We start from the raw sequence: 24,228 nt of genomic DNA, 5'->3' as shown, positions 1-24,228 counted from the left end.
GTCCACAGCGCGATATTTATTATTTTTGTTATCGCCATTAAAATCCAAACGATTATTGCACTAAATTGAATTTGATAACAGATTGAAATAACAAATTTAATCAACCAGTCCTTCGAATAACCATTTACCTCAACGGCACCTTTATTAATCATTACTTATATATGGTTATTTCAGCTAATTAGTTGGTCGCTGTTTACTGAATGATTAGTACATTATTACCCATTCACATGTAAAAATACGGAAGGTGTTGTGTTGTGTTGTGCCATGACAAAACTACAGTCATACATTTAACACTATTATCCCGTTATCTCGTCCTGAAATAAGCAATAGATGAGTAATTCTTTTCAAGAAGGGTTTTGTTCGCGACAAACTCTAAATACCTAAACCCATGAAGGTAATGACTTTACCAGAAGTAAAAAGTACAGCTTTAAACGAGAGGCCATGGCGCGATGCACCTATGTGTTCTCCGTGGTGACATTCATTTTCTCGCTTTAAAGCTAGACCTATAAGTGAAATCAAAATCCACTGGGGTTCGTTAAACTATTCCCAACCTACAAATTCAGTAATTATTTTAAAATACTTAACCCTTTAGACTTGCATTTACCTAATAAGTGAACTTAATTTGAAGAAGTAATGGAACTCCAATTAAAAGGAATTTGCAATGACTAAACTCATCATTATTGCTTGGTTACTTTTTTGTTCGCATGCTTACGCGACAAATATTTTTAAGCTTAACTCACAATCTAAAAATACAGATTTAGCCGATATTCAACCAACCCCCCCACAATGGAATGCCAGCTCAATTTATGTAGCCGGCGATGTTGTGACTCACAACAACAGCTTATTTATTGCCGCTTTTTGGGTTAAAGGCATTGAACCGATAGAAAACCAACCCCATTGGGATGGTTGGATTTGGCTGCAAAATACTGTGATAGAAAAATGGCAAGCAAACAAAGTGTATCAAGGTGGCAACCTTGTAAAACACGGAGCCGACTACTACCTTGCCCGCTACTGGAATGAGAATAACGAACCCGCCCCTCACAGTAGTTGGCAAAAAATTAAAGATTTATTTTACCTAACCCCAGATTTACCACCGGAACACCCTGACGACTATAAAACGTTGGACGGTGTTGATCAAAATGACAACGGTATTCGTGATGATTATGAGCGCTATGTGTATGAAAAGTTTGATTCTCCGCAGCTCATCACCTTTAGTTTAGGCGCAGCTTCAACATTGCAGCTCGTTATTGATATTGAACAAGGTCGTATACCAAATTTAGATGCTGATATAGGTAGGCAAATCATTTTAGATATTATGAATATCAATTACTGCACAAGGCAATTACAAAATGAATTCTCTGATTTTCGTAATCCTAAATCATTGTATTTCAATACAATTGATCGAGCTTATACGAACCGGAAAAGTCAAAATAAAATAGCAGATATTCTACGTTTTGAACCTAGCTACCACTGGATGGCTGATCAACATTGTGAAGCATTAATAGGGGCTAAAAAATGAAAATATACATTTTAATTATGGCCTTAATTTTTTCATACTCTGCATTTGCTAACTTACAAACTCTTGATAGACACTGTAGTAAGCAAGTTGATTATATACGCTTTTTCCATGTAAATGGAATGCTCACAAGTTATGATGAATTTGAATCAAATCTTGCTTGGATCGATAATTTTCATGCTGTTTGGTTAGGTAAGTACTACCGAGGAGCTAAAGCAGATGGTAACTATAATAATAATGAGGTTATATATGAGCAAATTTATGAAGTTGCTCAACAAAAATATAGCGACCTATCTATATTTTCACCGAAATATAGAATCATTACCGCCATACTCAATGGTACTGTTTCTGTCTTAAATAAAAAAGATTTAATGATTTTACAAGAAGTTATCTTAGAGTCTGTAATTGATGCAAATTACAGTATCATAAACGAAACTGATTATAACAATGCTTACCAAAAACTAAATTTTCATATGAATTCATGCAATAGAATTATTTTACTGGGTCACTCCCAAGGTAATTTTTATACTAATGTTTTATTCGAAGAAATAATTGATAACTACATTTACAGTGACGGTTATTCTACTGCAGATTATCCAATGATCAGCCTTTCTGCAATCGCTCCCCCAACAAGTTCATTACCCAAAGATGAGTATAAAGCTCTAGTTTCATATCTCACTTTAGATGATGACAGTGTCATTGATATAGTAAGAATATTATTTGGAAGTCTACCACCAAATTTTCTGCTAAATCATACTTTGACGACTCACATCATGGTTTAATAGATTCATACCTTAGAAGTAATCCTGTTGCGAGTAAAATTAGTGAAAAAATTGAGTTTTCTATACAAAACCAAACCCCCTTTCCGTTATTTGAACAACATCCAGTAAAATCTGATGCTTTTTCACACATAGGCTATTCAAAAATAAGTAAAATTCTTGACCTCAAATTTGAATCTGGTGGTGTTTATCGTTATTACAATATACCAATCTTATTATGGGATGAGCTGTATTACTCAACATCAATGGGGAAGGTTTTTAATGATAATATTCGAGGTCAATACCCTTTTGATAAGTTAGATATTGAAAGTATGACTTACCTGAAAATGACAACCATTGAACCTTTTGCAAAAGTTGAAAAGTAATGAAACTTCAAAGGAATTTGCAATGACTAAACTCATCATTATTGCTTGGTTACTTTTTTGTTCGCATGCTTACGCGACAAATATTTTTCAGCTTAACTCAAAATCAAAAAATACAGATTTAACTGATATTCAACCAAACCACCCACAATGGAATGCCAGCTCAATTTATGTAGCCGGTGATCTAGTCACCCACAACAACAGCTTATTTATTGCCGCTTTTTGGGTTAAAGGTATTGAGCCGATAGAAAACCAGCCGCATTGGGATGGCTGGATCTGGGTGCAAAATACCGTGATAGAAAAATGGCAAGCAAACAAAGTGTATCAAGGTGGCAACCTTGTAAAACACGGAGCCGACTACTACCTTGCCCGCTACTGGAATGAGAATAACGAACCCGCCCCCCACAGTAGTTGGCAAAAAATTAAAGATTTATTTTACCAAACCCCAGATTTACCACCTGAACACCCTGACGACTATAAAACGCTGGACGGTGTTGATCAAAATGACAACGGTATCCGCGACGATTATGAGCGCTATGTGTATGAAAAGTTTGATTCTCCACAGCTCATCACCTTTAGTTTAGGTGCCGCTTCAACATTACAACTGATTATTGATATAGAGCAGGGCCGTATACCAAATTTAGATACTGAGATTGGTAAGCAGATTATTTTGGATATGCTCAACATAAGCTACTGTGTTCAATATTTACAAAATTCACACCCACACTTTAGAGAACCCGAAGTTTTATACTTTAATACGATAGATAGAGCTTACGCTAACCGAAAAAGCCAAAATAAAATTAGTGACTATATTGCTTGGGATGACGGTTTTCATCGAAGTGCTGATCAAGACTGCAATATCCTTAAGAAGGACATAAAATGAAAGCTATATATATTTTAAAAGGTATTTTCACGCCCTCTTCCACGATTCATTACATGATAAAACGCATTGTCATACTCTATTCGCAGCGGCCTAGACATAGTAATTCACTCAATGAGTAGTAAACTATAAATCTAGACCTTTGATGTCTGAAGTCAAGATTTGACCCCTTTGGTTCTCTTCCACGATTCATTACATGATAAAACGCATTTTCATGCTCTATTCGCAGCGGCCTAGACATAGTAATTCACTCAATGAGTAGTAAACTATAAATCTAGACCTTTGATGTCTGAACCCCTTTAGTCCTAATCGGTGAGCCTACTGGTATTCTAATTACGTCATTTTATCTAGCGTAACCTCAGAAGCTTGGTCAGAACTTCTTTCTACATTGGCAAAATCGTCAGCTAATAATAATTCTTCATCTTCAATTAAGTTATCACGTTGGATGGATAGCTTATCTAAAAGGAAGTTGTGCTTAATCTCAAAGTCTGTAAATAACTCCTCCCAAAGAACAACATAAACATCGTACTTACCTCTATATGCTAGGTACTTTTCTCCAAAATGTTTTAAATTATCTATTTGCTCTTCAATGAATTCACTACCATCATATCTATTTCCTATTAAATAGAATTTCCAGCTCTCTTGATTAGTATTAAACCCATCTGTAGATTTAATTTGGTGGTAATAATTAAAAACTTGGTCTATTTCTTTTTTTCCAAGCTTCACATTAGTAGGGTGCTTTAATTCAACCACTATATTTTCTATTTTGTCATTATAAATAGTTCTAGTAGTTAAGAATAAATCCATTTCTTTTAATTTATGCTCACCTTCGACTAGCTCTTTAGAAGTTTCTTCAGGCTTCTCACCTCTTAATAAATAAGAGTATCTATCTAGTGCTTCTTGAAACTTTGGTTCAGCTGCTGTGACTAATCTCAAGTGTTCTCCAAGTAGCCAATAACACTTTTCCATTTTATTTTGTAAATGAGGAACTTCTTTAGCATATAACGAATTATCAAAAACAAGTTTATTTAAATCTTCAACAGATCTTTTTCTATCAACAATTAAATCTATTGACTCAATAATGTTGCCTAATTTAGTAACATTTAATTGTTTAGCAAATTGCTCTCTTTGAGCAGAGTCTATATCAATAACACTCTCCAGAATCTTAAAGAGATTCTCAAGTTCACCACCGTCTAATATTAAATTAAGGAATCCTACAAAAGTTTTCTTTTGAGTTTTATTTAGTTCCTTAAATATTGCGGGTTCAATCTCATATAAAGACTGAACAGTTGATTTAAGATCCTGAGCTTTTAACACTTGATACTTGTCACTTGAGTTGAAAGTAGGGAAAATACCATTCTTTTCATAATCTTCTACAAGTTCTTTAGCAAATTGATGCAGTAGAGGTGTTCTTTTTCCTCTAACAAAACTGTCTAACTCTCTTATTAATTCTTTGAACTCTTCATCAGTGGCTGACGTATTAAAATGATCTTGAGTCCCATTCTGCTTACCAACGATAAAGTTATCAAAGTAATCACTTTGGATTGTTAATGAGTGATGGAAACTGTCACCCTTTCGATTGAATTTAGTTGTTTGGAAATGCTTAGTTAAACCAGTAGATGATGTAAAAACATACCTAGATGGTTGGTTATTAGGGGCTGATTTCCAACGAATGTAATTAATATTAAATTTATAATCTGAAATGCATATTTCTTTAAAATCACGTTCTCCAACTAAGGCATCATAATCTAGAGGAACGCCATTTATTATTATGCTAAATCCTAAACTGTTATTTAGTTCCAAAAACCAGCAAAACTCTTTCTTTAAAAATTTTATGACATGTGATTCGAAGTACAGTTTAGAAAATTTCGCATCAAATCCGTGAAATGTAACTACGGTTTTACTTGTAGAGCTTGGAGAGTTTATTGGTGAGGATTCATTATAATCGTCTAGAGTATCACTATCGACTTTAATGGAATACTCTTGGTAAGTATTACCTTTTTTATATGTTGTAGTCCAAATAGCATTAGCAGAAAAATGATAAAATGTTAAACGCCCTAAACCATTCTTACCATGAAGTAGAGATGAACTGTTCGAGCTCAGTAGATCTTTTTTTTCTGACTTTAAGACTGGTTTAAACTTATCTTTTAACAAAGAAAAATCGATACCTGAACCATTATCAGAAATACTTAAAGAATTAATATTGCCAACGTCTTCATCAAAAGAAAAGTCTACTAATATCTGACTTGCGCCAGCATCAAAGCCATTCCAGATATATTCAGAAATTGCCTTAAATGATTTATATGATTTTAAACGATTTTTAATTCCTTTAGTATCAACTTCGACTTTTGCCACAATTCAGCTTCCCTACAATATTTTGAATCTATCTAATCATATTTTACCCAATAAATTAAGTGTTTATAACAAAATAAGATGCAAATGCAGAGAATCAGATCTTGTTTCTTGCCAAGACTAAACACCAATCTCAAGTTTAACACCCTCCCCCGTCATCACGCCCTGAGAATAAGCAATTGATGAGTAATGCATTTCATGGATGAAATGAAAGCCATGCTTGCACATGGATGTGCTTTCATGGCGTTTACGTTCACATCAATTGTGTTTTGAAGGATTAAGCGTGATGCTCGGGGCGCCGTGGGGTTCCAAGGGGCGGTCGGCGGCAGCCGCCCCTTGGTTGCCGCCAGCAATCTGGCAAAAAACCTTGAATAAGGTTTCTAATGTAGGTCGCGGATTTATCCCGATAAAAGTTAGCAAGTTAGCAATAAAAACCATCAGCCAAGGTGATACAACTTTTTGGGCTAAAGCCCAACCTACAAATTACACACGCCAGCAAACTTAGCGCCTACGGTGGTTAACTCTATCTACTGGTGTTAAATCATTCGTGGCTGAAGCCATCTCCTACAACAATACTTAACCTCGGTGCAGCGCGAAGCGCCTCTGAATTCTCGGTGGTGAAATTCACTTTTTCGCCCTAAAGGGCGACCTACAATTTAAACAAAGCCGTTGGGTTTCATTGCACTCTACCCAACCTACAAATTACACACGCCAGCAAACTTAGCGCCTACGGTGGTTAACTCTATCACTGGTGTAAAATCATTCGTGGCTGAAGCCATCTCCTACGACCAATATTTAACCTCGGTGCAGCGTGAAGCGCCTCTGTGGTGAAATTAATTCATTTTTCGCCCTAAAGGACGACCTACAAACAATGCATATTTACGTGTTTGGGAGCTGGTAATGATGTTGGAGAATCGTTGGGTTTGGTTTCACTCAACCCAGCCTTGAGCTTTCTAACTCGCCAGCTTTCCCCTCGCCTCTTATTCCACGCATAAAAAAGCCGTTACATTGCTGTAACGGCTTTTTTAATTATTTGAGTTTAATCAAAAAATTAATCTCTGTATGTCTCTACCGCTGGGCATGAACAAACTAGATTACGGTCGCCGTATACGTCATCGATACGCGTTACTGTAGGCCAGAATTTGTTTTTAGCCACTGCTGGTACTGGGAACGCAGCGTAGAAGCGGTCGTATGCTCTGTCCCACTCGTTACCAAGTACGTCGCCTTGTGTATGCGGTGCAAACACTAGCGGGTTGTTTTCGATAGACCATTCGCCAGAGATCACTTTGTCGATTTCGCCTTTGATTGATACCATCGCTTCGATGAAACGGTCGATCTCAACTTTAGACTCCGACTCAGTAGGCTCAATCATCAAGGTGCCCGCTACAGGGAACGACATAGTTGGTGAATGGAAGCCGTAATCTTGTAAGCGCTTAGCCACGTCCATTTCAGTGATGCCTGAAAGCTCTTTAAGTGGGCGTAAGTCAACAATACATTCGTGAGCAACACGGTTGTTGCGACCACGGTATAAAATTGGGAAGTGCTGGCTTAACTCATGAGTTAAGTAGTTAGCACTTACGATTGCCATTTCAGTGGCTTGTTTAAGGCCTTCGCTACCCATCATGGTGATGTAAGCCCATGAGATAGGTAAAATAGCTGCTGAGCCGTATGGCGCTGCTGATACTGCTCCGTTGCCGATACTCGTACCAGGTACGTTAATTACGCTATGGTTAGGCATAAATGGCGCTAGGTGTGATTTAACACCGATTGGGCCAACACCTGGGCCACCGCCGCCATGTGGGATACAGAACGTTTTATGCAAGTTTAAGTGCGATACGTCTGAACCGATAAAGCCTGGGCTTGTTACACCTACTTGTGCATTCATGTTCGCGCCGTCCATGTAAACTTGGCCGCCATGTTGATGAATGATGTCACAAATTTCACGAATTGTTTCTTCGTATACACCGTGCGTAGACGGGTATGTGATCATGATACATGATAGGTTTTCTGATACTTCTTCTGCTTTCGCTTTAAGATCAGCCATATCAACGTTACCGTTTTTATCGCAATCAACAACCACAATTTTCATGCTTGCCATTTGTGCAGATGCAGGGTTAGTACCGTGCGCTGAACTTGGGATCAAACATACGTTACGGTGCGCGTCACCACGTGACTCATGGTATTTACGAATTGCGATTAAGCCTGCGTATTCACCTTGTGCGCCAGAGTTTGGCTGAAGTGAAACGGCGTCGTAACCGGTGATGTTAACTAACCAATCATGTAGTTCGCCCATCATAATTTGGTAACCTTCTGCTTGGTCTAGCGGGCAGAATGGGTGCAGGTTAGCGAACTCAGGCCAAGTGATTGGGATCATCTCTGCGGTCGCGTTTAGTTTCATAGTACATGAACCTAACGAGATCATCGAGTGGTTAAGTGCTAAATCTTTGTTTTCAAGGCGTTTGATATAACGCAGCATTTCAGTTTCGCTGTGATACGAATTAAAGTTAGGGTGCGTTAAGATTTCATCATCGCGTTCAAGGTTTGCAGGGATTGAATCGCTACCGTTCGCTTCGATGTCTGCTGCGATTGCATCAACACTTAAGCCGTGGTCTTCGCCAAGAATGATATCAAACAACTGTGCTACGTCTGCGCGCGTTGTGGTCTCAGATACTGAGATTGAGTATTCGCCATCATGGTTAGTAGCAAAGTTTACGCCGTTTGCTACAGCACGTGCTGTTACGTCGTCTTTGTTATCGCTAACAACTGTTAGGGTATCAAACCAGGTGCTGTGCTTAAGGTTTACACCTTTAGCTTTAAGGCCTGCGGCTAAAATATCAGCAAAGCGATGAATACGCTGTGCAATAGTTTTTAAGCCTTGTGGGCCATGGTACACCGCATAAAACGCAGCCATGTTAGCTAGCAATACTTGCGCTGTACAAATGTTTGAGTTGGCTTTGTCGCGGCGAATGTGTTGCTCGCGGGTTTGCATTGCCATACGTAGTGCATCGTTACCCAAACGGTCTTTAGACACACCAATGATACGACCTGGTAATGAACGTTTGTATGCATCACGTGTTGCGAAAAATGCAGCGTGAGGACCGCCGTAACCCATTGGTACACCAAAACGCTGGGCAGAACCAAGTACAACGTCTGCGCCAAGTTTACCTGGTGCTTTTAATAATAATAAGCTCATGATGTCGGCTGCAACACAGGCAATCGCTTTTTTGCTTTGTACGCCAGCGATTAAATCTGTGATATCGACTACTTCACCTGATGTTGATGGGTATTGAAATAACGCACCAAAAATTTCGTGATTTACAGCGTCAGCAGCAGGACCTACAACAACTTCAAAACCAAATTGGTCGGCACGGGTTGCCACAACGTCAATAGTTTGTGTGTGTACGTCATCAGCGATGAAGAAGATGTTGGCTTTTTTAGCTTTAGATACACGCTTTGCAAGGCCCATGGCCTCGGCAGCCGCAGTTGATTCATCAAGTAATGATGCACTTGCTAAATCAAGACCGGTAAGGTCTAAGGTCATAGTTTGGAAATTAAGTAATGACTCTAAACGCCCCTGAGCAATCTCTGGTTGGTATGGAGTGTACGCTGTATACCAACCTGGGTTCTCAAGCACGTTACGTAAAATCACGTGTGGTACATGAGTTGGGTGGTAGCCTTGACCGATGTAAGATTTAAACACTTTATTTTTGCTTGCTACTGATTTTAAGTAGCTTAGTGTTTCAACTTCAGTGCGGCTTTCGCCCACTGTTAGGCCTTGCTCTAAGCGGATGCTTGCAGGTACAGTTTGACCGATCAGCTCTTCAACACTCGATACTCCAAGAGCACTTAGCATATCGCTTACTTGTGCTGGGCTTGGCCCAATATGGCGGCGAATAAAATCTTGCGTTTGCTCTAATTGTTCAAGAGATTTGGCGTTTGACATTTGTCCAGATTCCTATGATCCAAAAAATAAATGGTTATTACTAATGGGTGACCAGTAATAACTTAAAAGCTTTTGATTTAATAACTTACAGTGTATGGAAAAGTAAGCAGTAAAATCATAAAAGCCCCAATTATGTTAGGTATAATGGGGCTTTTAGTACGGCGATAAACTAATTATTAGTCTTCGTCGATGGTGTTTGCATAGCCTTCAGCGTCAAGCAAGTTTTCTAGCTCAGACTCGTCAGATGCTTTAATGCGGAATAACCAACCGTCGCCGTAAGCGTCGTTGTTAACTGTTTCAGGTGCATCTTCAAGGTCTTCGTTGATTGCAACGATTTCACCGCTGATTGGTGCATAGATGTCTGATGCCGCTTTTACTGACTCTGCTACTGCACAGTCTTCGCCTGCATCTACTTCATCGCCTACTTCTGGTAATTCAACAAATACCATGTCGCCAAGTAGTTCTTGTGCGTGCTCAGAAATACCTACAGTGAAAGTACCGTCACCTTCGTTGCGAACCCACTCGTGTGAAGAGGCATACTTTAACTCGCTAGGGATATTGCTCATTTTATTCATCCTTTGGTTTTGATACCAATCAACTTAAAAATTTAACCATTCTAGCGGTCTAAATAAAGCGCTAACAGCGTTATTAATTTATCAGGTAGAACAACTACATATCAAAATTAATGCCTTGTTATCACTCTATTTATCTGTCGCTATAACTGGTTAATAACTCAACATGATTGGTATTATTGGGTGATAACACCAAATTTTTTAATTAATACTTTAAAGTACAGACTTACCGTTACGTACAAAGCTTGGTTTAACTACTTTTACGTTAACTAATTTTTTACGCATTTCTACTTGAGCAGTTTCGCCAGTTGAACGTGGTACACGTGCAAGGGCAACACTAAAACCAAGTGTAGGTGAGAAAGTACCAGAGGTAATGACCCCTTCGCCACCATCAACAATTACTTTAGAACCACTACGCAATACGCCTTTTTCTTCCAGTACTAGGCCAACAAGTTTATCAGTGCTTTTGTCAGCGCGTTGCTGTACTAGTACGTCACGACCGATAAAGTCACGATCTTCAGGTTCCCATGCAATGGTCCACGCCATGTTAGCAGCAAGTGGTGATACGCTCTCGTCCATATCTAGGCCGTAAAGGTTCATACCCGCTTCTAAACGTAGTGTGTCACGTGCGCCAAGGCCCGCAGGCGCAACACCAGCATCTAGCAGTTGTTGCCAAAGATCCGCAGCTTGCTCGTTCGGTACAACAATTTCGTAACCGTCTTCGCCAGTATAGCCTGTTGTAGCAATAAATAAATCACCAGTTTGCACACCAAAAAACGGCTTCATATCTGCAACAGCTGCTTGTTGATCAGCCGTTAAGATAGTAGCAGTTTTTGCTTTAGCATTAGGGCCTTGTACTGCAATCATGGCAAACTCTGGGCGCTCTGTTACTGCAACGGCAAAATCAGCTGAAACTTTAGCCATGTGCGCTAAATCTTTTTCACGAGTTGCAGAATTAACCACTAAGCGATAATCAGTATTTGAGAAGAAGTAAATGATAAGGTCGTCAATTACGCCACCTTGCTCATTCAGCATGCCAGTGTAAAGCGCTTTACCAGGAACGGTTAATTTAGCAACATCGTTAGCGACTAGTTTACGAAGGAATGCTTGTGCTTGCTCGCCTTTGACATCAACAATAGTCATGTGTGAAACGTCAAACATGCCTGCATCGGTGCGCACTGCGTTGTGCTCTTCGATTTGCGAACCATAGTTGATTGGCATTTCCCAGCCATGAAAATCAACCATTTTTGCTTTTGATTCTAGGTGCTTTGCATGTAAAACTGTTTTAGAAGTCATAATATTCCTTCACTTTATAATTAACCCAAGATTGGGCGTGGCCTCAATTTAATGAGGGGGAATAACATGGGCGGCGATTATACATAAGTTGTAATGCACCTAACACCCAAATTGCGATTTGTTCTTACAAATAAATTACAAAAAGCTGGCAACTAAAAAATACGCTAGCCAGCTTATCTATTTATGTTCAAGCAACGTCTGGTAGTGACATATCAAAACCGCGTTGCTGTAAATATGTTTGCCATTTAGTCAGCTCTGGCGCTTTGGCCACCAGCTGAAAATACTGTATTGATTGTTTATCAATAGCGGTAATAAATACCTCACCACTTTGCGTACCATAACAGCTGTTGGTGTCTGACAAGCGTAGTCCAGGGGTTAGTTTAAATGCTTCGACTAAGGCGTCAAATGCTTGCTCACCAGATAAAGTTAAGGTCGCTAAATCAGTGCGTGTAACAAACTCAATATCGTAGCGCAGTTGCTGTTCACTGATCAGTGCTTGTAATTGAGCCGCTGCATCTGTGAGCAACACGAATCTAAACGCTGTTGCACTAAAGTAATATAACGCAAAGCTATAATTGCTATTTAGGTCGCCATCTAAGGTGCCTTTCACACCTAAACCACTGGCGGTTAGTTTGTTTAAATCTAACCCTAATATAGTGGTTAAAAACGGGATTGCTTCAGTGCCGCTAAAATCGATCACCACGTTGTTTGTATTGACCTGCAGCATATTGCTATCAGCTGCTTCAATCTGGCTATGACGAGCAAACATTATCGGGCTAAAAGTCATTATCGACACCTATCAATCTTTAATGGCAAAAGTATATTGTGCAAGTCTAGCAACAACAAATTGTAATTATTAATCAATTGATAAATAATACTTATCAATCTACCCCCATAAATTGTAATTTTTAATATGAAAAATATCTCAACAGACAGCTTACGCACATTAGTTACTGTGGTTGAAGTAGCAGGTTTTGCTAAAGCAGGTGATTTACTTGGCTTATCGCAACCCGCTGTAAGTTTACAAATAAAGCGGTTAGAAGAAATGCTCGGGCATAAGCTATTTAAAAAACAAGGCCAGCGCCAAGTACTCAATCAATACGGTGAACTGCTGCTGCCGATGGCAAAGCAAATGCTGCTGCAAAACGACACCATTTTGCAATTGTTTACTAAAGAGAATGTGACCGGTAAGGTGCGGTTGGGAATACCCAGCGAATTTGCAGCTCGGATCTTACCCGCTATTATCGGTGACTTTGTGGCACTTTACCCTGAAGTGTCGTTAGAGGTTAAATCGCGTTTAAGTAAGCATTTATTGTCGGTTTCACGAGAAGACCAGTTTGATTTAGTACTGGCGTTAAATGAAGATTTAAACTCTGAAAAATTCCCTGTTTTTATGCAAGACCAACTGGTCTGGGTTGGTGATTTATCAATAGCACAAAATGACGTTGTTACGCTTGTGACTGCACCGGAAGGTTGTATTTATCGACGCCGCGCCATCGAGGCATTGCAACTTGCGGGTATTAAGTACCGCATAAGTTATAGTAACGCTGATTTAACAGGCCTTACTGCGGCTTTAAAAGAAGGATTAGGGATCACCGTTTTGGCTAGAAGCACAGTACCTAATGAACTTAATTATGAGTTAAACACCGCTATTTTACCGAGCCTAGGTAAAATAGGTATTAGCTTAACAAAGCATGCAGAACAAGCCGAGCATGCGGTAGATAAACTTGCCGAGTTTATTGCATTACGCTTGACCTAATAGCTAACAAAAATCCGCCTTTAGTTACCTTTTGATAATTTAAATTAACGCAATTAATATAGTAATACAATATTGATAAAGGTGGATTTTCATTTTTGTATTCAAAAATTTACTTAACGATCGAGATTGTTACAAATAGGATTGATTCGTATTATTTTACATGTTTAAATTGCGCCAGTTTAAATTAGACATATACAGGATCAACAATGACCCCTAAGTTTATTGTTTCAACACTTTCGATGGCTGTTGCTTTATCACTAAGCGCTAATGCTGTTGCAAAGGATGCAACAAATAAAGAAAAGAACTTTGAGCAAATTACCGTAATTGGCTCGCAAGCTGCTATTAACGATATTCCGGGCTCTGCTACATTTATCTCAGACGAACAATTACAAAAATTCGAATTTACCGATATTTCTCGTGTTTTAGCATCTGTACCAGGTGTTTACGTGCAAGAAGAAGATGGTTATGGCCTGCGCCCTAACATTGGTATGCGCGGAACAGGCACTGGCCGTAACGATAAAATATCTGTAATGGAAGATGGCGTTCTCGTAGCACCCGCTCCTTACTCAGCGCCATCGGCTTACTACTTCCCTACTATGGGCCGTATGGAGTCTATTGAAGTATTAAAAGGCGCAGCCTCTGTTAAGTATGGCCCACGCACTACCGGTGGTGTTTTAAACTTACTTTCGCGCAGCTTACCGACCGAAGGTTCAACGGGTTTAGTAAACGCCGAACTCGGTAGCGATGGTTTTTATAAGGGCCATGCTTACTTCGGTAAAGAAAAAAACAACGCAGCCGGCCTTATTGAAGTTTTCAGCTATGGCGCAGATGGCTTTAAAGAATTACCTGTAGGTAGCGACAACACAGGCTTTGAAAAGAACGACGTTCTACTTAAATTTGGTTATAAGTTTGGTAAAAACAACGCGCATAACCTAGAGATGAAAATTAAGTACTCTGATGAACAATCTGATGAAACTTACATGAGTTTAACAGAAGAAGATTATAAAGCGTCACCAAACCGTCGTTATGCCGCATCACAAAAAGACCAAATGAACACGCAACATAATGCATACCAATTAAATTATGCTTATCGTTTTGGTGATGGTTATGAGTTATTAGCGACAGCTTATCTCAATGATTTTCATCGTAATTGGTACAAAGCGAGCAAAGTAAGTGAAAGCTATTTAGCACAGTACAGTGAATTTGAAGCGGCACCAACAGCTGAAGGTATTGAAGGCATTGGTATTAAAGCAAATAACCGCGACTACCAAGCCAAAGGTGTGCAATCAGAGTTGCACATTCCTGCGGGCGATCACTATGTGACTGTTGGCGTGCGCTACCACGAAGACGAAATGGATCGTTTTCAGTGGGAAGACAAATACACACTTAATCAAGATTTAAGTATGACCTTAACGTCTCAGGGCGTTCCGGGTTCTGACAGCAATCGTGTAGATAGTGCAAAAGCAACAACGTTATTCATTCAAGACCAGTGGTCAATCGATGCATTAGTGATTAATGCAGGCCTTCGTTATGAAGACATCACAATTACCCGCGTAGAGTGGTCAAAGTCTGATCCTAAACGTGAAAATGGCTTAACTAAAGACGTTTCAAACGATACACAAATCTTAGTGCCATCACTGGGGGCAACTTACACCGTAAGCGACAGCCTAACGCTACTTGCAGGTATTCAGCAAGGTTACGCTCCTGCTGCACCAGGTAATGCTGACCAAGAAGAAGAGGAAAGCGTAAACATTGAGTTTGGTGGCCGTTATAACGTTGCTGGTTTTAATGGTGAAATCATTGCATTCTTCTCTGATTACAGCAATATGCATGGAAATTGTACTGCATCTGTAGGCTGTAGTGATGAGAACATTGGCGACCAATACAACTACGGCGAAGTAGAAGTATCGGGCTTTGAGTTCTCTGCAGGTCGTATTTTCGAAACTAATAGCGCAACATTCCCTGTACGCTTAACTTACACTTATACGGATTCACAGTTTAAAAATGATTTTGCATCTGATATCTGGGGGCAAGTAAATAAAGGCGATGCAATGCCTTACGTTCCAGAGAATCAAATCGCTCTTTCATTTGGTGCCGTGCTTTCAAGCTTTGCATTTGATACGCAAGTGCGTTATGTATCTGACGCACATGCTGATTTAAGTACTGACGGCTTGAATGCAATCGACAGCCGTGTTGTGTGGGATTTAGCCGCTAAATATTTAATTGATGACAATCAAAAAGTATATCTAACGGTTGATAACTTGTTTGATAACACTTACATCGCTAACCGCGCAAACGGTGGTATTCAACCAGGTAAACCACGCACAATCCAAATGGGTTACAGCTACGCGTTTTAGGCTAAAGGCTAAAGGCTAAAGGCTAAAAAGATAAAACCTTGCAGTTAACGCTGCAAGGTTTTTTCGTTTTGGCTGGTGACTTTACTTACTATCAATACCTACAAAGCTAATTCATCAATTTTGCTTTTTAATCTTGGTGATGCGAAATCTAAAAAGCTTTTCATTTTTTGTGGCATATATTTTCGAGATTTATGCAGTAAATGCACAGGAACTTTCGCGGGTTCAAATTCAGCTAATATGACCTCAAGCGCGCCTTGCTCAAGTGCATCTTTAACTTGGTAATGTAGCTGCTGGGTTACCCCTACTGAATTTATAGCAGCAGTAACAGCTGATTTACTATCCGTAATCGTTAATCGCGATGATATATTTACATTAAAAGCAATTGTAGAATCCGGAACAAGGTAACTCCAAGGTGGGGTTGTCATCGCCGTATTTAGTGATATACACGGGTAGTGAGTTAAATCAGCCGGTGTTTTTAACGTTTTATGGGCAGCTAAAATCGATGGGCTTGCACAGGTTACCACCCGAATTTCTCCTACTTGAGTGGCTATCATTGAGCTATTTGGTAGCGCACCAATTCTAACAGCCATATCAACATCATTATCAAACAGATTAATATTTCCATCCGACAAAATTAACTGCACATTTATGCTGGAATATAAGGACAAAAACTCAGTAACAATTGGCAATACATATAATCTTCCAAACATCACTGGTGCGGTGATGACCAACTCCCCTTTAGGCTCTGAATATTCACCTTTTACCCCTTGTTCGGCCTCTTCAACTTGCTCGATAATTGCTTTACAAGCACGAATATAATTTGCCCCAAAGTCCGTTAACGATAACTTTCTCGTTGTTCTATGTAATAGACGCACACCGAGCTGGTTCTCAAGTTCCGATATTTTTCGGCTCAGGGTTGGCAAAGGAACATTTAGCTCTTTACTTGCCGCAGAAAAACTACCAACTTCCACAACCTTAATTAACATAGACATTGCTTGTAACTTGTCCATTGATTATCTCATTTATTGAAAATATCCTTATCAAATTTACCGTATTATCTTTTAAATAACAAAATGTCATAGTGTCGCTATCAAATAAAGATAGGAAACATACTCTATGAACACTTTATCTCCTGTAAACCCTCAAGCAGCTCTTGCCTATGATCATGTTGGTATTCGAGTCAGCAATAGACAAAAATCAGTCCACTTTTATGAACGCCTTGGATTCAAAGAAACCTATCGCATTGCAGAAGGCGAAGCGAATGAGATGATTACAGCGGGCGGTGTTCGCATTAATCTTATTTTTAATGGTGCAAAAATAACAGGGCAAAAGAACACACTCCTTGATGAGCCGATAAAAAAACCAGGGATCACGCATCCTGCATTCATTATTAATAACATTAATGAATTTCAAGTTTGGTTATCTAAAGAAGGGCTCACAATCACTGAGGGACCAAAAAAACTCGGCCCGAGAAGAATCGCTTTATTTATCCGTGATCCTGATGGGAACGTTCTTGAGTTCAATCAATTATTATCAGAGGAGACAAAAAATGAAATTATATGATTTAGAGTTATCAGGCAACTGTTACAAAGTAAGGTTATTTGCCTCACTGATCAATACACCATTAAATATTATTCCTGTTAACTTTATGCAAGGCGAGCATAAGCAAAGTAAATTAATGAAATTAAACCCTTGGGGAGAAATCCCAATACTTGAAGATGGCAATATAGTGTTAAGAGATGGGCAAGCGATATTAGTTTATCTTGCCAATAAATATGGCGGTGAAGCATGGTGGCCTAGTGAAGCGCATTTACAAGCAGACGTTATGCAATGGTTGTCTGTCGCGGCTAATGAAATACAACATGGACCGAATAAAGCTCGGTTAATTAAAAAGTTTGCGGCCGAGTATGATCATACTCAATGTGTGCTGCAATCAAATAAAATACTTACATTAATCGATTCTCACCTTATGAATAACCATTGGTTAGCAGCGAATCGCCCGACTATCGCCGAGTGTGCAATTTATCCTTATATATCCATCGCCCATGAAGGAGATGTTGAGGTAGATAAATACCCGCATATTAAAGCGTGGATGAAGAGAATTGAGCAGCTACCTGGTTATATCCCTATGCCTGGTAACTAACATTGCCGCGTTTTATGCAGGCCTAAACAGTCGCTACATTAAGGTCGCCACGAAACCTTGCAGCTCTGTTGCAAGGTTTTTACACCCATGATTATTTAGCATGGCATGATCCAGTTATGGATGTTGTTTTAAGCATGACCAAGTAATTATTATTAGCTGGCACAAACCTTGTATTCACTTAATAACACTGAATAACAAGCACATTTTGTTTATGTTTACTGCGTAATTCGGTAATGATTACGTAGTCGGCTTTACATTTTTACAAGGAGGCACTGTGTCTAAGTCAGCAATTTTATATCGCATGGTAACCGATGAGCATATTTGCCCGTTCGGGTTAAAATCAAAAGATTTGTTAGCGCGTAATGGCTACGATGTTGATGATCGCCACCTTACTAGCCGCAAACAAACCGATGACTTCAAACAACAGCATGATGTAAAAACCACCCCACAAACCTTTATTGATGATAAACGTATAGGTGGGTACGATGATTTGCGCGATTTTTTCAATCTGACCAAAGCGGGTCAACAAGGCACAACTTACACGCCAGTGTTAGCTATTTTTGCAGTCACACTATTACTCAGCTGCGGGTTTAGCTATGCCAATGGCGACGCTTTATTGTCTATGCAAAACTTAATGCTGTTTATTGCACTGTCGATGGCGGTGTTAGCAATTCAAAAGCTACAAGATTTATATAGCTTTTCAAACTCATTTATTACCTATGACTTACTTGCCATGCGCGTTGTGCCTTATGCTTATGTTTATCCTTTTATTGAAGCCTATGTTGCCATCGGGATGGTGGCCAAACTTCCGGCCTTAGCGGTGGCGCCGTTCTCGTTATTTATTGGTGGTATTGGTGCGGTATCAGTATTTAAAGCTGTATATATAGATAAACGTGAACTCAAGTGCGCGTGCGTCGGTGGCAACAGCAATGTACCGCTAGGTTTTATCTCATTAACCGAGAATCTATTTATGATAACAGCGGGTCTTTGGATGCTAGTTAGTTGATAAAACATATAACGGTTTTGCCCCTTTATTACTGTTCTACCGTGGTTAAATCTGCAAAATTTAGTTAGTATGGTCGCGTGTTATTTTTTATTAACGCTCCATCAATTAGGAATTTATGAACAAAGATTTACTGCTCCATCCGGTACTTATTTCACTAGCAATGATCACTATTGCGTTTACTCTTAAGGCGCTGGTTGACAGATTTGCGCGCCATAAAGCAGAAAAAAAAGAAAAAGATATTCGCTATATTTCGCACAATATTAAGCACTCTATTAACCTAGCAACGGTACTATTACTGCTATTTGTATGGTCTACTGAAATCCAGAACTTTGCGCTGTCGATCGCGGCATTTGCAGTGGCTATTGTATTTGCGACCAGAGAGTTTATTCAATGTATAATTGGCTTTTTCTATTTAGTTACCACGCGCCCGTTTCGGGTTGGTGACTGGGTACAGGTTGGTGAATACTATGGTGAAATTGCTGAAACCGATTGGATCAAAACCACCATGCATGAAATTGACATGCACACCTATCAGTTTTCTCGCAAAACCATTTATATTCCGAATAATAAGCTGATCACTAACCCGATTAAAAACTTAAACTTTGTAAAACGCTTTACCACACATCACTTTAGTATTGTGCGTAAAGAAAGTTTTAATCCGTATCCAATTTACGAAACTTTGACCACGAAAGCGAAACAGTATTGTGAAGAGTTTCAAGATGTGGCTGGTCGTTATAATTCGATTATCGAAAGAAAATTAGATGCAAAAATTTCTGGCCCTGAGCCTGAAATACACTTTAGCACCACCGAATTAGGCGAGTTTAAAGCCAGCTTCACTTTATTCTGTCCCACTGACAAGGCGCTGGGAATAGAGCATAAGCTAACTGCCTTTTTTATGGAGCTTTGGTACAGTGAAGCTGCAAAACAACAAAGCAGTAACTCTCACATATAATAAGAATATGCCACTATATGGACATAGTTTAACTCACTTGATTAAAACTGAAGTGAGTTAAGCTTTTAACGCTAGCCTCCCGATCTAATATCTCGCTCAAACTCAGTTTCAGTTTTTACTGGCTGACAAGTTGATTGAACCGTGCTCTTATTACTTTCATCTTCGTCAGAACTAAAGATTGTATAGTTATAGTCTGTCTCAACTTCACCACCTAAGCACTCATGCTCAGCAAACACCTCATTGCTATATCCGTCTGGCATTTCCTGTGACGCACACCCACTGAGGAGCAGAAGTATTATTAAAATTGACATTACTTTCATATTAATCACCGTAAAAGAATACGTTATAAATTATAGTTCATACTCAAAATGCCATGAAGGAAACTTGTTGAGTAATGGCAGAAGTGCTTTTTCTTTTCTTAAATCACGACGCTCTCTCTCCAACTGTTCTCTTTCTCGGCGTAACTCTTTATTTTGACTACTTGACGGTTTATCACTCGCTAATTCATTACTAATAGATTGCAACCGCCAATTAATATTATTAAGTCGATCATCTATCTCGGCTTTCCTTGCTTCAAATTGATAACGCTCGTTACCCTCTTGCCATGCTTTTCTAAACTGTGTGTCATTACAAACCCCGTTATACGCATCGCCTCGTAAACCTAGGGTAAAGCCATTTTCAGGTTCACAATACACAGCAAGGCCTTGCTGGTAACTTGCCTGATACTCATTTAACTGCGCGGTAATACCAAATTCACGACAAGTGGCTATGATTTCTTTGCCTCGTTCATATGTATAGCCTTGTTGGCCATGGCTATAACCTAACTGCTGCCAATTAGATTCTGCGCACTCTTGTTGAGATAAAGAAGTACACCCTGATAACAATATCAAAAGCAACAAACATAAAAAACGATGAGACATTTCACTTCCTAAAGTATCAGGGGTTATTCAAGTACCTACTTTGTAGCACTTTTTAAATAAGGTGAACAATATAAGTGTAACTAGATGTTTTACCTTTTAATTATCACTTTCCTTCCTTGTAACTTCATGATTAAAAATACAATTACAGAAAGTACAAAAAAAAGCCAAGATAATGGTATTAAGAAAAACGCTTCCACTAACATGCCATTCTCATCAATGTAACCACCTTGTAAATAGAAACTAATAGCGCACAATAGACTCAAAAACAAACAACCAACCACATATTTATAACGTTTAATAAATGACCACATATCAGGCTCCTCTATTTAAATGTACGTGCTGGATTAGTAGGCACATTATTTTGCTTCATTATCCAACGGGCTATGTTATCTTTTCGCATGAACTTAACACCAGTATGCTGTTTTGCATACTGGATAAAATCATCAAGCGCTTTTACTCGTGCAGGCGTTCCTGCAATACGGTCATGAGCACTAATCGACATCATTCGTCTTCTGTGTTTTCCTTCAGCGTATAACACGTCAAACTCATCTTTTAACTCTTGTAAGTAGGCTTGGGCCGTCATTGCAGTGCTTCCTGAATAGCGCACAATGTCGTTATTACGAAAAGTATAAGGTACAACCACAAAAGGCTTATTATTTACTGGTGTAAAAGAAGGCTCATCACGCGATAGATCATCAATATGATAAATAAACCCCAGCTCTTGCAAAAGCGTAAGTGTATTTTTTGAGTGTCTCATCCAAAATGCATTAAAGCCAACCGGCCGCATGCCTGTCACTTTTTCGATAATATCTGCACTTTTAATATATGAAGCGCGCTCTTGTTCAACACTCATAGAATATTGTGGTGTCCATGTTTGGCCGTGACCCGATGCTTCATGCCCTCGTGAAACCACCTCTTTAGCAAGTGCTGGATTTAATTCCACAGCCCTACCCACCATATGAGAAGTAACTTTAATATTATGTTTATCCCATAGATCAAGTAATCGTGGGATCCCTTCATTCATCCCATACTGATACCAAGTAGGCGAAATCGTATCGTGATAACCCTGCTCTATTTGAGGAAACGGCCCTGCATCAGAGCTATCTTGTGCTGTTGCTTCAAATTGCATTGAAATAGAAATCACTAATTGTGCATCATCAGGCCAATAACCTGATTTATCAGATAATGGGGCCGCATTTAACAACTTACTGCTGCACAGTGCCATTAAAAGAGTGAGTAAAGGTAAAGCCTTCATTTTTATCTCCTTAACTAATTAACGCGGTCCTGCCGTTACTGTGATCTCGGCTGTTTGCAAAGAATGCTGGTGTAAGAAAAACCCTGTAAGTGCACTTGTTGCCCCTTGTGGAACAGCTAATTTTTCTACATCCAATGCATACACTTTATAGGTGTAGCTATGCTTGCGCCCTTCTGGTGGACATGGCCCAAGGTATCCGGGCTTCCCCATATCTGTATTACCTTCAATGGCTCCTTTGGGCAAAGTCGTTGAAGATAGTGAGTTACTAGTAAGAGGAATATCATGTACTACCCAGTGCCAAAAACCACTGCCAGTTGGTGCGTCATTGTCATACACTGTCACGGCAAAGCTTTTGGCTTTCTTAGGCGCATTTTGCCATTTAAGTTGTGGCCTAACATTACTCCCCTGACAACCAAAGCTATTCCAATATTGCTCACTCTTTATTGCCTGCCCTGGCTGTAAATCAGGGCTCGATAAACTAAATTCAGCCGCAAAACTGGCACTACTAAACAGCCCGCTGATCAGTAAAGTAACTACTGAGTTTGAAAAATTAACCATTTTTAGCCCTTATATTTTCAGTTAAAAAAAGTTACTTTTGATACGCTGGGTAATCGGTATAACCTTTGGCTGTACCGCCAAACAATGTACTCCCATCGGTAATCGTGTTTAGTGGCAGTTGCTCTTGAATACGATACGGTAAGTCTGGGTTGGCAATAAAACGACGACCGAATGCAATGTAATCGGCAAGACCTTGTTCAATAAGCTGCGCACCTGAATGCTCGGTATAATTACCGGCAACAATAATCGCGCCACTAAAATACTGACGAAGTGCGGCTCTAAACTCTGGTGTTACACTGGGTGCATCGTCCCAGTCCGCTTCGGCAAGATGAATATACGCAATACCAATTTGCTCAAATTGCTTTGCTGCTAATAAAATAGTGTCAATTGCTTCACTATCACCCATACCACGCTGAGTGATAAAAGGCGCTAATCTAATACCCACTTTATGAGCTCCAATGGCATTACTAATTGCGCCAATAATTTCACAGGCAAAACGAATACGGTTTTCTTGGCTACCGCCATATTCATCTGTGCGTTTATTCGCTGAACGTCTTAAAAACTGATCAATTAAATACCCGTTACCTCCATGTATTTCAACGCCATCGAAACCAGCCTCAATCGCGTTAATTGCCGCTTGCTTATAATCATTTACTATTTCTTTAATTTCTTTAACACTTAGTGCTCGAGGGGTTGGGCAGTCAAGCATCCGTCCTTCTCCATCATCGCCTACCACCCAAACTTGTACATCTGGAGCAAGTGCAGATGGGGCAACTGGCGTTCCATCATGATGAAATGAAGAGTGCGACATTCTACCAACGTGCCAAAGTTGTAAAAATATTTTACCGCCTTCTTTGTGCACAGCTTGTGTTACTTGCTTCCAACCTTCGATTTGTTCTTGCGTGTAAATACCTGGCGTAAATGAGTAACCTTTGCCCTGAGCAGAAATTTGTGTTGCTTCAGAAATAATCAGCCCTGCAGTAGCACGCTGGGCATAATAAGTGGCCATCAGTTCAGTAGGAATATCGCCCGGTTGCGCAGTTCGCGAACGGGTCATAGGTGCCATCACAATTCTATTTTGCGTGACCATGCCACCGAGTGTTTTAGCTTCAAATAAGGATTCTATAGACATAACTAACTCTCTTATAAATAATGTTTATCTGGATTTAATTTAAATTTCATCACTACTAAATAGCATTTCGACCTTTATCTCTTCTGTTCCAGGTATAAATACTTGCTGCTCTAATAGCTCTGGCACGGTTCGCTCAAAGTAGCTTATACCTGTTTGCGCTAAGCGACTTTTCAATCCTTGATAACCTATGCTACGAATCGCAATGTGATCTACCACTCCTCGGCCTTGGGTTTTGCTGTTTAATGCTGATAAGTAACCCTGTTGCGCTTTATTACCCGTGGCATTAACCAAATGAATCAAAGCAACATTATCACTGCCGTATAACCATGCCCCCTCGAAAGGGAAAGGCGGACGATACCCTTCAACTAGCCCAACTGAATTTATAAAGAACTGTCGCATCGCCTGGTAATCACAACTAGAAATTAATACATGATCTAAACGCATAA

24 protein-coding genes are annotated in these 24,228 nt (G+C 39.5%); 11 read left to right on the top strand and 13 right to left on the bottom strand.

Annotated elements, in window-relative coordinates; genetic code table 11:
• Positions 1 to 661: 661 nt before the first annotated feature.
• The 4 genes from H5180_RS06635 to H5180_RS06625 are packed head-to-tail and all read left to right on the top strand — an operon-like array spanning position 662 to position 3,540.
• A complete protein-coding gene (locus H5180_RS06635) occupies positions 662 to 1,519 on the top strand; it encodes a chitodextrinase (RefSeq protein ID WP_182757948.1) in 858 nt (285 codons plus the stop codon).
• A complete protein-coding gene (locus H5180_RS06630) occupies positions 1,516 to 2,298 on the top strand; it encodes a hypothetical protein (protein WP_259399544.1) in 783 nt (260 codons plus the stop codon). The genes H5180_RS06635 and H5180_RS06630 overlap by 4 nt, the downstream gene beginning before the upstream one ends.
• A complete protein-coding gene (locus H5180_RS23755; RefSeq protein ID WP_310736489.1) occupies positions 2,232 to 2,660 on the top strand; it encodes a KTSC domain-containing protein in 429 nt (142 codons plus the stop codon). Before H5180_RS06630 ends, H5180_RS23755 begins: the two co-directional genes overlap by 67 nt.
• A 22-nt stretch (positions 2,661 to 2,682) precedes the next feature.
• Entirely contained in the window at positions 2,683 to 3,540 is an 858-nt protein-coding gene (locus tag H5180_RS06625; RefSeq protein ID WP_182757947.1) for a chitodextrinase, read from the top strand.
• 330 nt (positions 3,541 to 3,870) lie between these two features.
• Here H5180_RS06625 and H5180_RS06620 read toward each other — a convergent pair whose 3' ends face one another.
• Entirely contained in the window at positions 3,871 to 5,892 is a 2,022-nt protein-coding gene (locus H5180_RS06620) for an ATP-binding protein (protein WP_182757946.1), read from the bottom strand.
• Positions 5,893 to 6,115: 223 nt separating this feature from the next.
• On the opposite strand from H5180_RS06620, the gene H5180_RS06615 reads away from it, so the two are divergent.
• On the top strand, positions 6,116 to 6,394 hold the full coding sequence (locus H5180_RS06615; protein ID WP_145241854.1) for a hypothetical protein: 279 nt from the start codon (positions 6,116 to 6,118) through the stop codon (positions 6,392 to 6,394).
• Positions 6,395 to 6,940: 546 nt separating this feature from the next.
• Here H5180_RS06615 and gcvP read toward each other — a convergent pair.
• The 4 genes from gcvP to H5180_RS06595 form a co-directional block, all read right to left on the bottom strand.
• Positions 6,941 to 9,832 (bottom strand): aminomethyl-transferring glycine dehydrogenase, encoded by a 2,892-nt coding sequence (gcvP, locus tag H5180_RS06610; RefSeq protein WP_182757945.1) that lies wholly within the window; start codon positions 9,830 to 9,832, stop codon positions 6,941 to 6,943.
• Between the two features lie 176 nt (positions 9,833 to 10,008).
• Positions 10,009 to 10,398 (bottom strand): glycine cleavage system protein GcvH, encoded by a 390-nt coding sequence (gcvH, locus tag H5180_RS06605; protein ID WP_145241859.1) that lies wholly within the window; start codon positions 10,396 to 10,398, stop codon positions 10,009 to 10,011.
• Positions 10,399 to 10,617: 219 nt separating this feature from the next.
• The gene (gene gcvT / locus H5180_RS06600; RefSeq protein WP_145241861.1) at positions 10,618 to 11,700 is read right to left on the bottom strand and encodes a glycine cleavage system aminomethyltransferase GcvT; all 1,083 of its coding nucleotides are present in this window, start codon (positions 11,698 to 11,700) and stop codon (positions 10,618 to 10,620) included.
• A 187-nt stretch (positions 11,701 to 11,887) separates the two neighbouring features.
• A complete protein-coding gene (locus tag H5180_RS06595) occupies positions 11,888 to 12,487 on the bottom strand; it encodes a hypothetical protein (protein ID WP_182757944.1) in 600 nt (199 codons plus the stop codon).
• A gap of 126 nt (positions 12,488 to 12,613) precedes the next feature.
• Between H5180_RS06595 and H5180_RS06590 the strand changes: the two genes are divergently transcribed.
• Both H5180_RS06590 and H5180_RS06585 read left to right on the top strand, forming a co-directional pair.
• Positions 12,614 to 13,459, top strand: a complete 846-nt coding sequence (locus tag H5180_RS06590) for a LysR family transcriptional regulator (protein WP_145241866.1) — start codon at positions 12,614 to 12,616, stop codon at positions 13,457 to 13,459.
• 206 nt (positions 13,460 to 13,665) lie between these two features.
• On the top strand, positions 13,666 to 15,816 hold the full coding sequence (locus tag H5180_RS06585) for a TonB-dependent receptor domain-containing protein (protein WP_182757943.1): 2,151 nt from the start codon (positions 13,666 to 13,668) through the stop codon (positions 15,814 to 15,816).
• A gap of 98 nt (positions 15,817 to 15,914) precedes the next feature.
• Here H5180_RS06585 and H5180_RS06580 read toward each other — a convergent pair whose 3' ends face one another.
• Positions 15,915 to 16,826 (bottom strand): LysR family transcriptional regulator, encoded by a 912-nt coding sequence (locus H5180_RS06580; RefSeq protein ID WP_182757942.1) that lies wholly within the window; start codon positions 16,824 to 16,826, stop codon positions 15,915 to 15,917.
• 106 nt (positions 16,827 to 16,932) lie between these two features.
• Here H5180_RS06580 and H5180_RS06575 point away from each other — a divergent pair, with 106 nt between their 5' ends.
• From H5180_RS06575 to H5180_RS06560, 4 genes are all read left to right on the top strand, one after another.
• Positions 16,933 to 17,379 (top strand): VOC family protein, encoded by a 447-nt coding sequence (locus tag H5180_RS06575; protein WP_145238636.1) that lies wholly within the window; start codon positions 16,933 to 16,935, stop codon positions 17,377 to 17,379.
• Positions 17,366 to 17,959, top strand: a complete 594-nt coding sequence (locus tag H5180_RS06570) for a glutathione S-transferase family protein (protein ID WP_182757941.1) — start codon at positions 17,366 to 17,368, stop codon at positions 17,957 to 17,959. The genes H5180_RS06575 and H5180_RS06570 overlap by 14 nt, the downstream gene beginning before the upstream one ends.
• Positions 17,960 to 18,233: 274 nt before the next feature.
• Entirely contained in the window at positions 18,234 to 18,965 is a 732-nt protein-coding gene (locus H5180_RS06565) for a MauE/DoxX family redox-associated membrane protein (RefSeq protein ID WP_182757940.1), read from the top strand.
• A 115-nt stretch (positions 18,966 to 19,080) separates the two neighbouring features.
• Positions 19,081 to 19,917, top strand: a complete 837-nt coding sequence (locus tag H5180_RS06560) for a mechanosensitive ion channel family protein (protein ID WP_145238627.1) — start codon at positions 19,081 to 19,083, stop codon at positions 19,915 to 19,917.
• A gap of 71 nt (positions 19,918 to 19,988) precedes the next feature.
• Here H5180_RS06560 and H5180_RS06555 read toward each other — a convergent pair whose 3' ends face one another.
• The 7 genes from H5180_RS06555 to H5180_RS06525 all read right to left on the bottom strand — a co-directional run bounded on the left by H5180_RS06555 (position 19,989) and on the right by H5180_RS06525 (position 24,226).
• Positions 19,989 to 20,237 (bottom strand): hypothetical protein, encoded by a 249-nt coding sequence (locus tag H5180_RS06555; protein WP_182757939.1) that lies wholly within the window; start codon positions 20,235 to 20,237, stop codon positions 19,989 to 19,991.
• 30 nt (positions 20,238 to 20,267) lie between these two features.
• On the bottom strand, positions 20,268 to 20,837 hold the full coding sequence (locus tag H5180_RS06550; protein WP_182757938.1) for a DUF2799 domain-containing protein: 570 nt from the start codon (positions 20,835 to 20,837) through the stop codon (positions 20,268 to 20,270).
• An 89-nt stretch (positions 20,838 to 20,926) separates the two neighbouring features.
• Complete coding sequence (locus H5180_RS06545) at positions 20,927 to 21,148, bottom strand: DUF3955 domain-containing protein (RefSeq protein WP_145238621.1); 222 nt, start codon at positions 21,146 to 21,148, stop codon at positions 20,927 to 20,929.
• Positions 21,149 to 21,159: 11 nt separating this feature from the next.
• On the bottom strand, positions 21,160 to 22,062 hold the full coding sequence (locus H5180_RS06540; RefSeq protein WP_310736488.1) for a polysaccharide deacetylase family protein: 903 nt from the start codon (positions 22,060 to 22,062) through the stop codon (positions 21,160 to 21,162).
• A 48-nt stretch (positions 22,063 to 22,110) separates the two neighbouring features.
• Entirely contained in the window at positions 22,111 to 22,650 is a 540-nt protein-coding gene (locus H5180_RS06535) for a YbhB/YbcL family Raf kinase inhibitor-like protein (RefSeq protein ID WP_010390480.1), read from the bottom strand.
• Between the two features lie 31 nt (positions 22,651 to 22,681).
• Positions 22,682 to 23,782, bottom strand: coding sequence for an alkene reductase (locus H5180_RS06530; RefSeq protein ID WP_182757937.1), 1,101 nt, complete (start codon positions 23,780 to 23,782; stop codon positions 22,682 to 22,684).
• A gap of 39 nt (positions 23,783 to 23,821) precedes the next feature.
• Positions 23,822 to 24,226 carry a lactoylglutathione lyase gene (locus tag H5180_RS06525; RefSeq protein WP_182757936.1) on the bottom strand — a complete coding sequence of 135 codons (405 nt, stop codon included), beginning with the start codon at positions 24,224 to 24,226 and terminating at the stop codon, positions 23,822 to 23,824.
• Positions 24,227 to 24,228 lie beyond the last annotated feature (2 nt).

This window comes from Pseudoalteromonas sp. SR41-4, from assembly GCF_014163985.1.
Taxonomy (GTDB): Bacteria; Pseudomonadota; Gammaproteobacteria; order Enterobacterales; family Alteromonadaceae; genus Pseudoalteromonas; species Pseudoalteromonas rhizosphaerae.
The sequence above is the reverse complement of the archived record's forward strand: the minus strand, read 5'-3'. Positions and strand labels throughout refer to the sequence as shown.

What these genes read in the sequence shown, in the direction of transcription:
- H5180_RS06635 (WP_182757948.1), top strand. Translation starts at nt 662, where the DNA reads ATGACTAAACTCATCATTATTGCTTGGTTACTTTTTTGTTCGCATGCT.
- H5180_RS06630 (WP_259399544.1), top strand. Translation starts at nt 1,516, where the DNA reads ATGAAAATATACATTTTAATTATGGCCTTAATTTTTTCATACTCTGCA.
- H5180_RS06625 (WP_182757947.1), top strand. Translation starts at nt 2,683, where the DNA reads ATGACTAAACTCATCATTATTGCTTGGTTACTTTTTTGTTCGCATGCT.
- H5180_RS06615 (WP_145241854.1), top strand. Translation starts at nt 6,116, where the DNA reads ATGGATGTGCTTTCATGGCGTTTACGTTCACATCAATTGTGTTTTGAA.
- gcvP (WP_182757945.1), bottom strand. Translation starts at nt 9,832, where the DNA reads ATGTCAAACGCCAAATCTCTTGAACAATTAGAGCAAACGCAAGATTTT.
- gcvH (WP_145241859.1), bottom strand. Translation starts at nt 10,398, where the DNA reads ATGAGCAATATCCCTAGCGAGTTAAAGTATGCCTCTTCACACGAGTGG.
- gcvT (WP_145241861.1), bottom strand. Translation starts at nt 11,700, where the DNA reads ATGACTTCTAAAACAGTTTTACATGCAAAGCACCTAGAATCAAAAGCA.
- H5180_RS06595 (WP_182757944.1), bottom strand. Translation starts at nt 12,487, where the DNA reads ATGACTTTTAGCCCGATAATGTTTGCTCGTCATAGCCAGATTGAAGCA.
- H5180_RS06590 (WP_145241866.1), top strand. Translation starts at nt 12,614, where the DNA reads ATGAAAAATATCTCAACAGACAGCTTACGCACATTAGTTACTGTGGTT.
- H5180_RS06585 (WP_182757943.1), top strand. Translation starts at nt 13,666, where the DNA reads ATGACCCCTAAGTTTATTGTTTCAACACTTTCGATGGCTGTTGCTTTA.
- H5180_RS06580 (WP_182757942.1), bottom strand. Translation starts at nt 16,826, where the DNA reads ATGGACAAGTTACAAGCAATGTCTATGTTAATTAAGGTTGTGGAAGTT.
- H5180_RS06575 (WP_145238636.1), top strand. Translation starts at nt 16,933, where the DNA reads ATGAACACTTTATCTCCTGTAAACCCTCAAGCAGCTCTTGCCTATGAT.
- H5180_RS06570 (WP_182757941.1), top strand. Translation starts at nt 17,366, where the DNA reads ATGAAATTATATGATTTAGAGTTATCAGGCAACTGTTACAAAGTAAGG.
- H5180_RS06560 (WP_145238627.1), top strand. Translation starts at nt 19,081, where the DNA reads ATGAACAAAGATTTACTGCTCCATCCGGTACTTATTTCACTAGCAATG.
- H5180_RS06555 (WP_182757939.1), bottom strand. Translation starts at nt 20,237, where the DNA reads ATGAAAGTAATGTCAATTTTAATAATACTTCTGCTCCTCAGTGGGTGT.
- H5180_RS06550 (WP_182757938.1), bottom strand. Translation starts at nt 20,837, where the DNA reads ATGTCTCATCGTTTTTTATGTTTGTTGCTTTTGATATTGTTATCAGGG.
- H5180_RS06545 (WP_145238621.1), bottom strand. Translation starts at nt 21,148, where the DNA reads ATGTGGTCATTTATTAAACGTTATAAATATGTGGTTGGTTGTTTGTTT.
- H5180_RS06540 (WP_310736488.1), bottom strand. Translation starts at nt 22,062, where the DNA reads ATGGCACTGTGCAGCAGTAAGTTGTTAAATGCGGCCCCATTATCTGAT.
- H5180_RS06535 (WP_010390480.1), bottom strand. Translation starts at nt 22,650, where the DNA reads ATGGTTAATTTTTCAAACTCAGTAGTTACTTTACTGATCAGCGGGCTG.
- H5180_RS06530 (WP_182757937.1), bottom strand. Translation starts at nt 23,782, where the DNA reads ATGTCTATAGAATCCTTATTTGAAGCTAAAACACTCGGTGGCATGGTC.
- H5180_RS06525 (WP_182757936.1), bottom strand. Translation starts at nt 24,226, where the DNA reads ATGCGTTTAGATCATGTATTAATTTCTAGTTGTGATTACCAGGCGATG.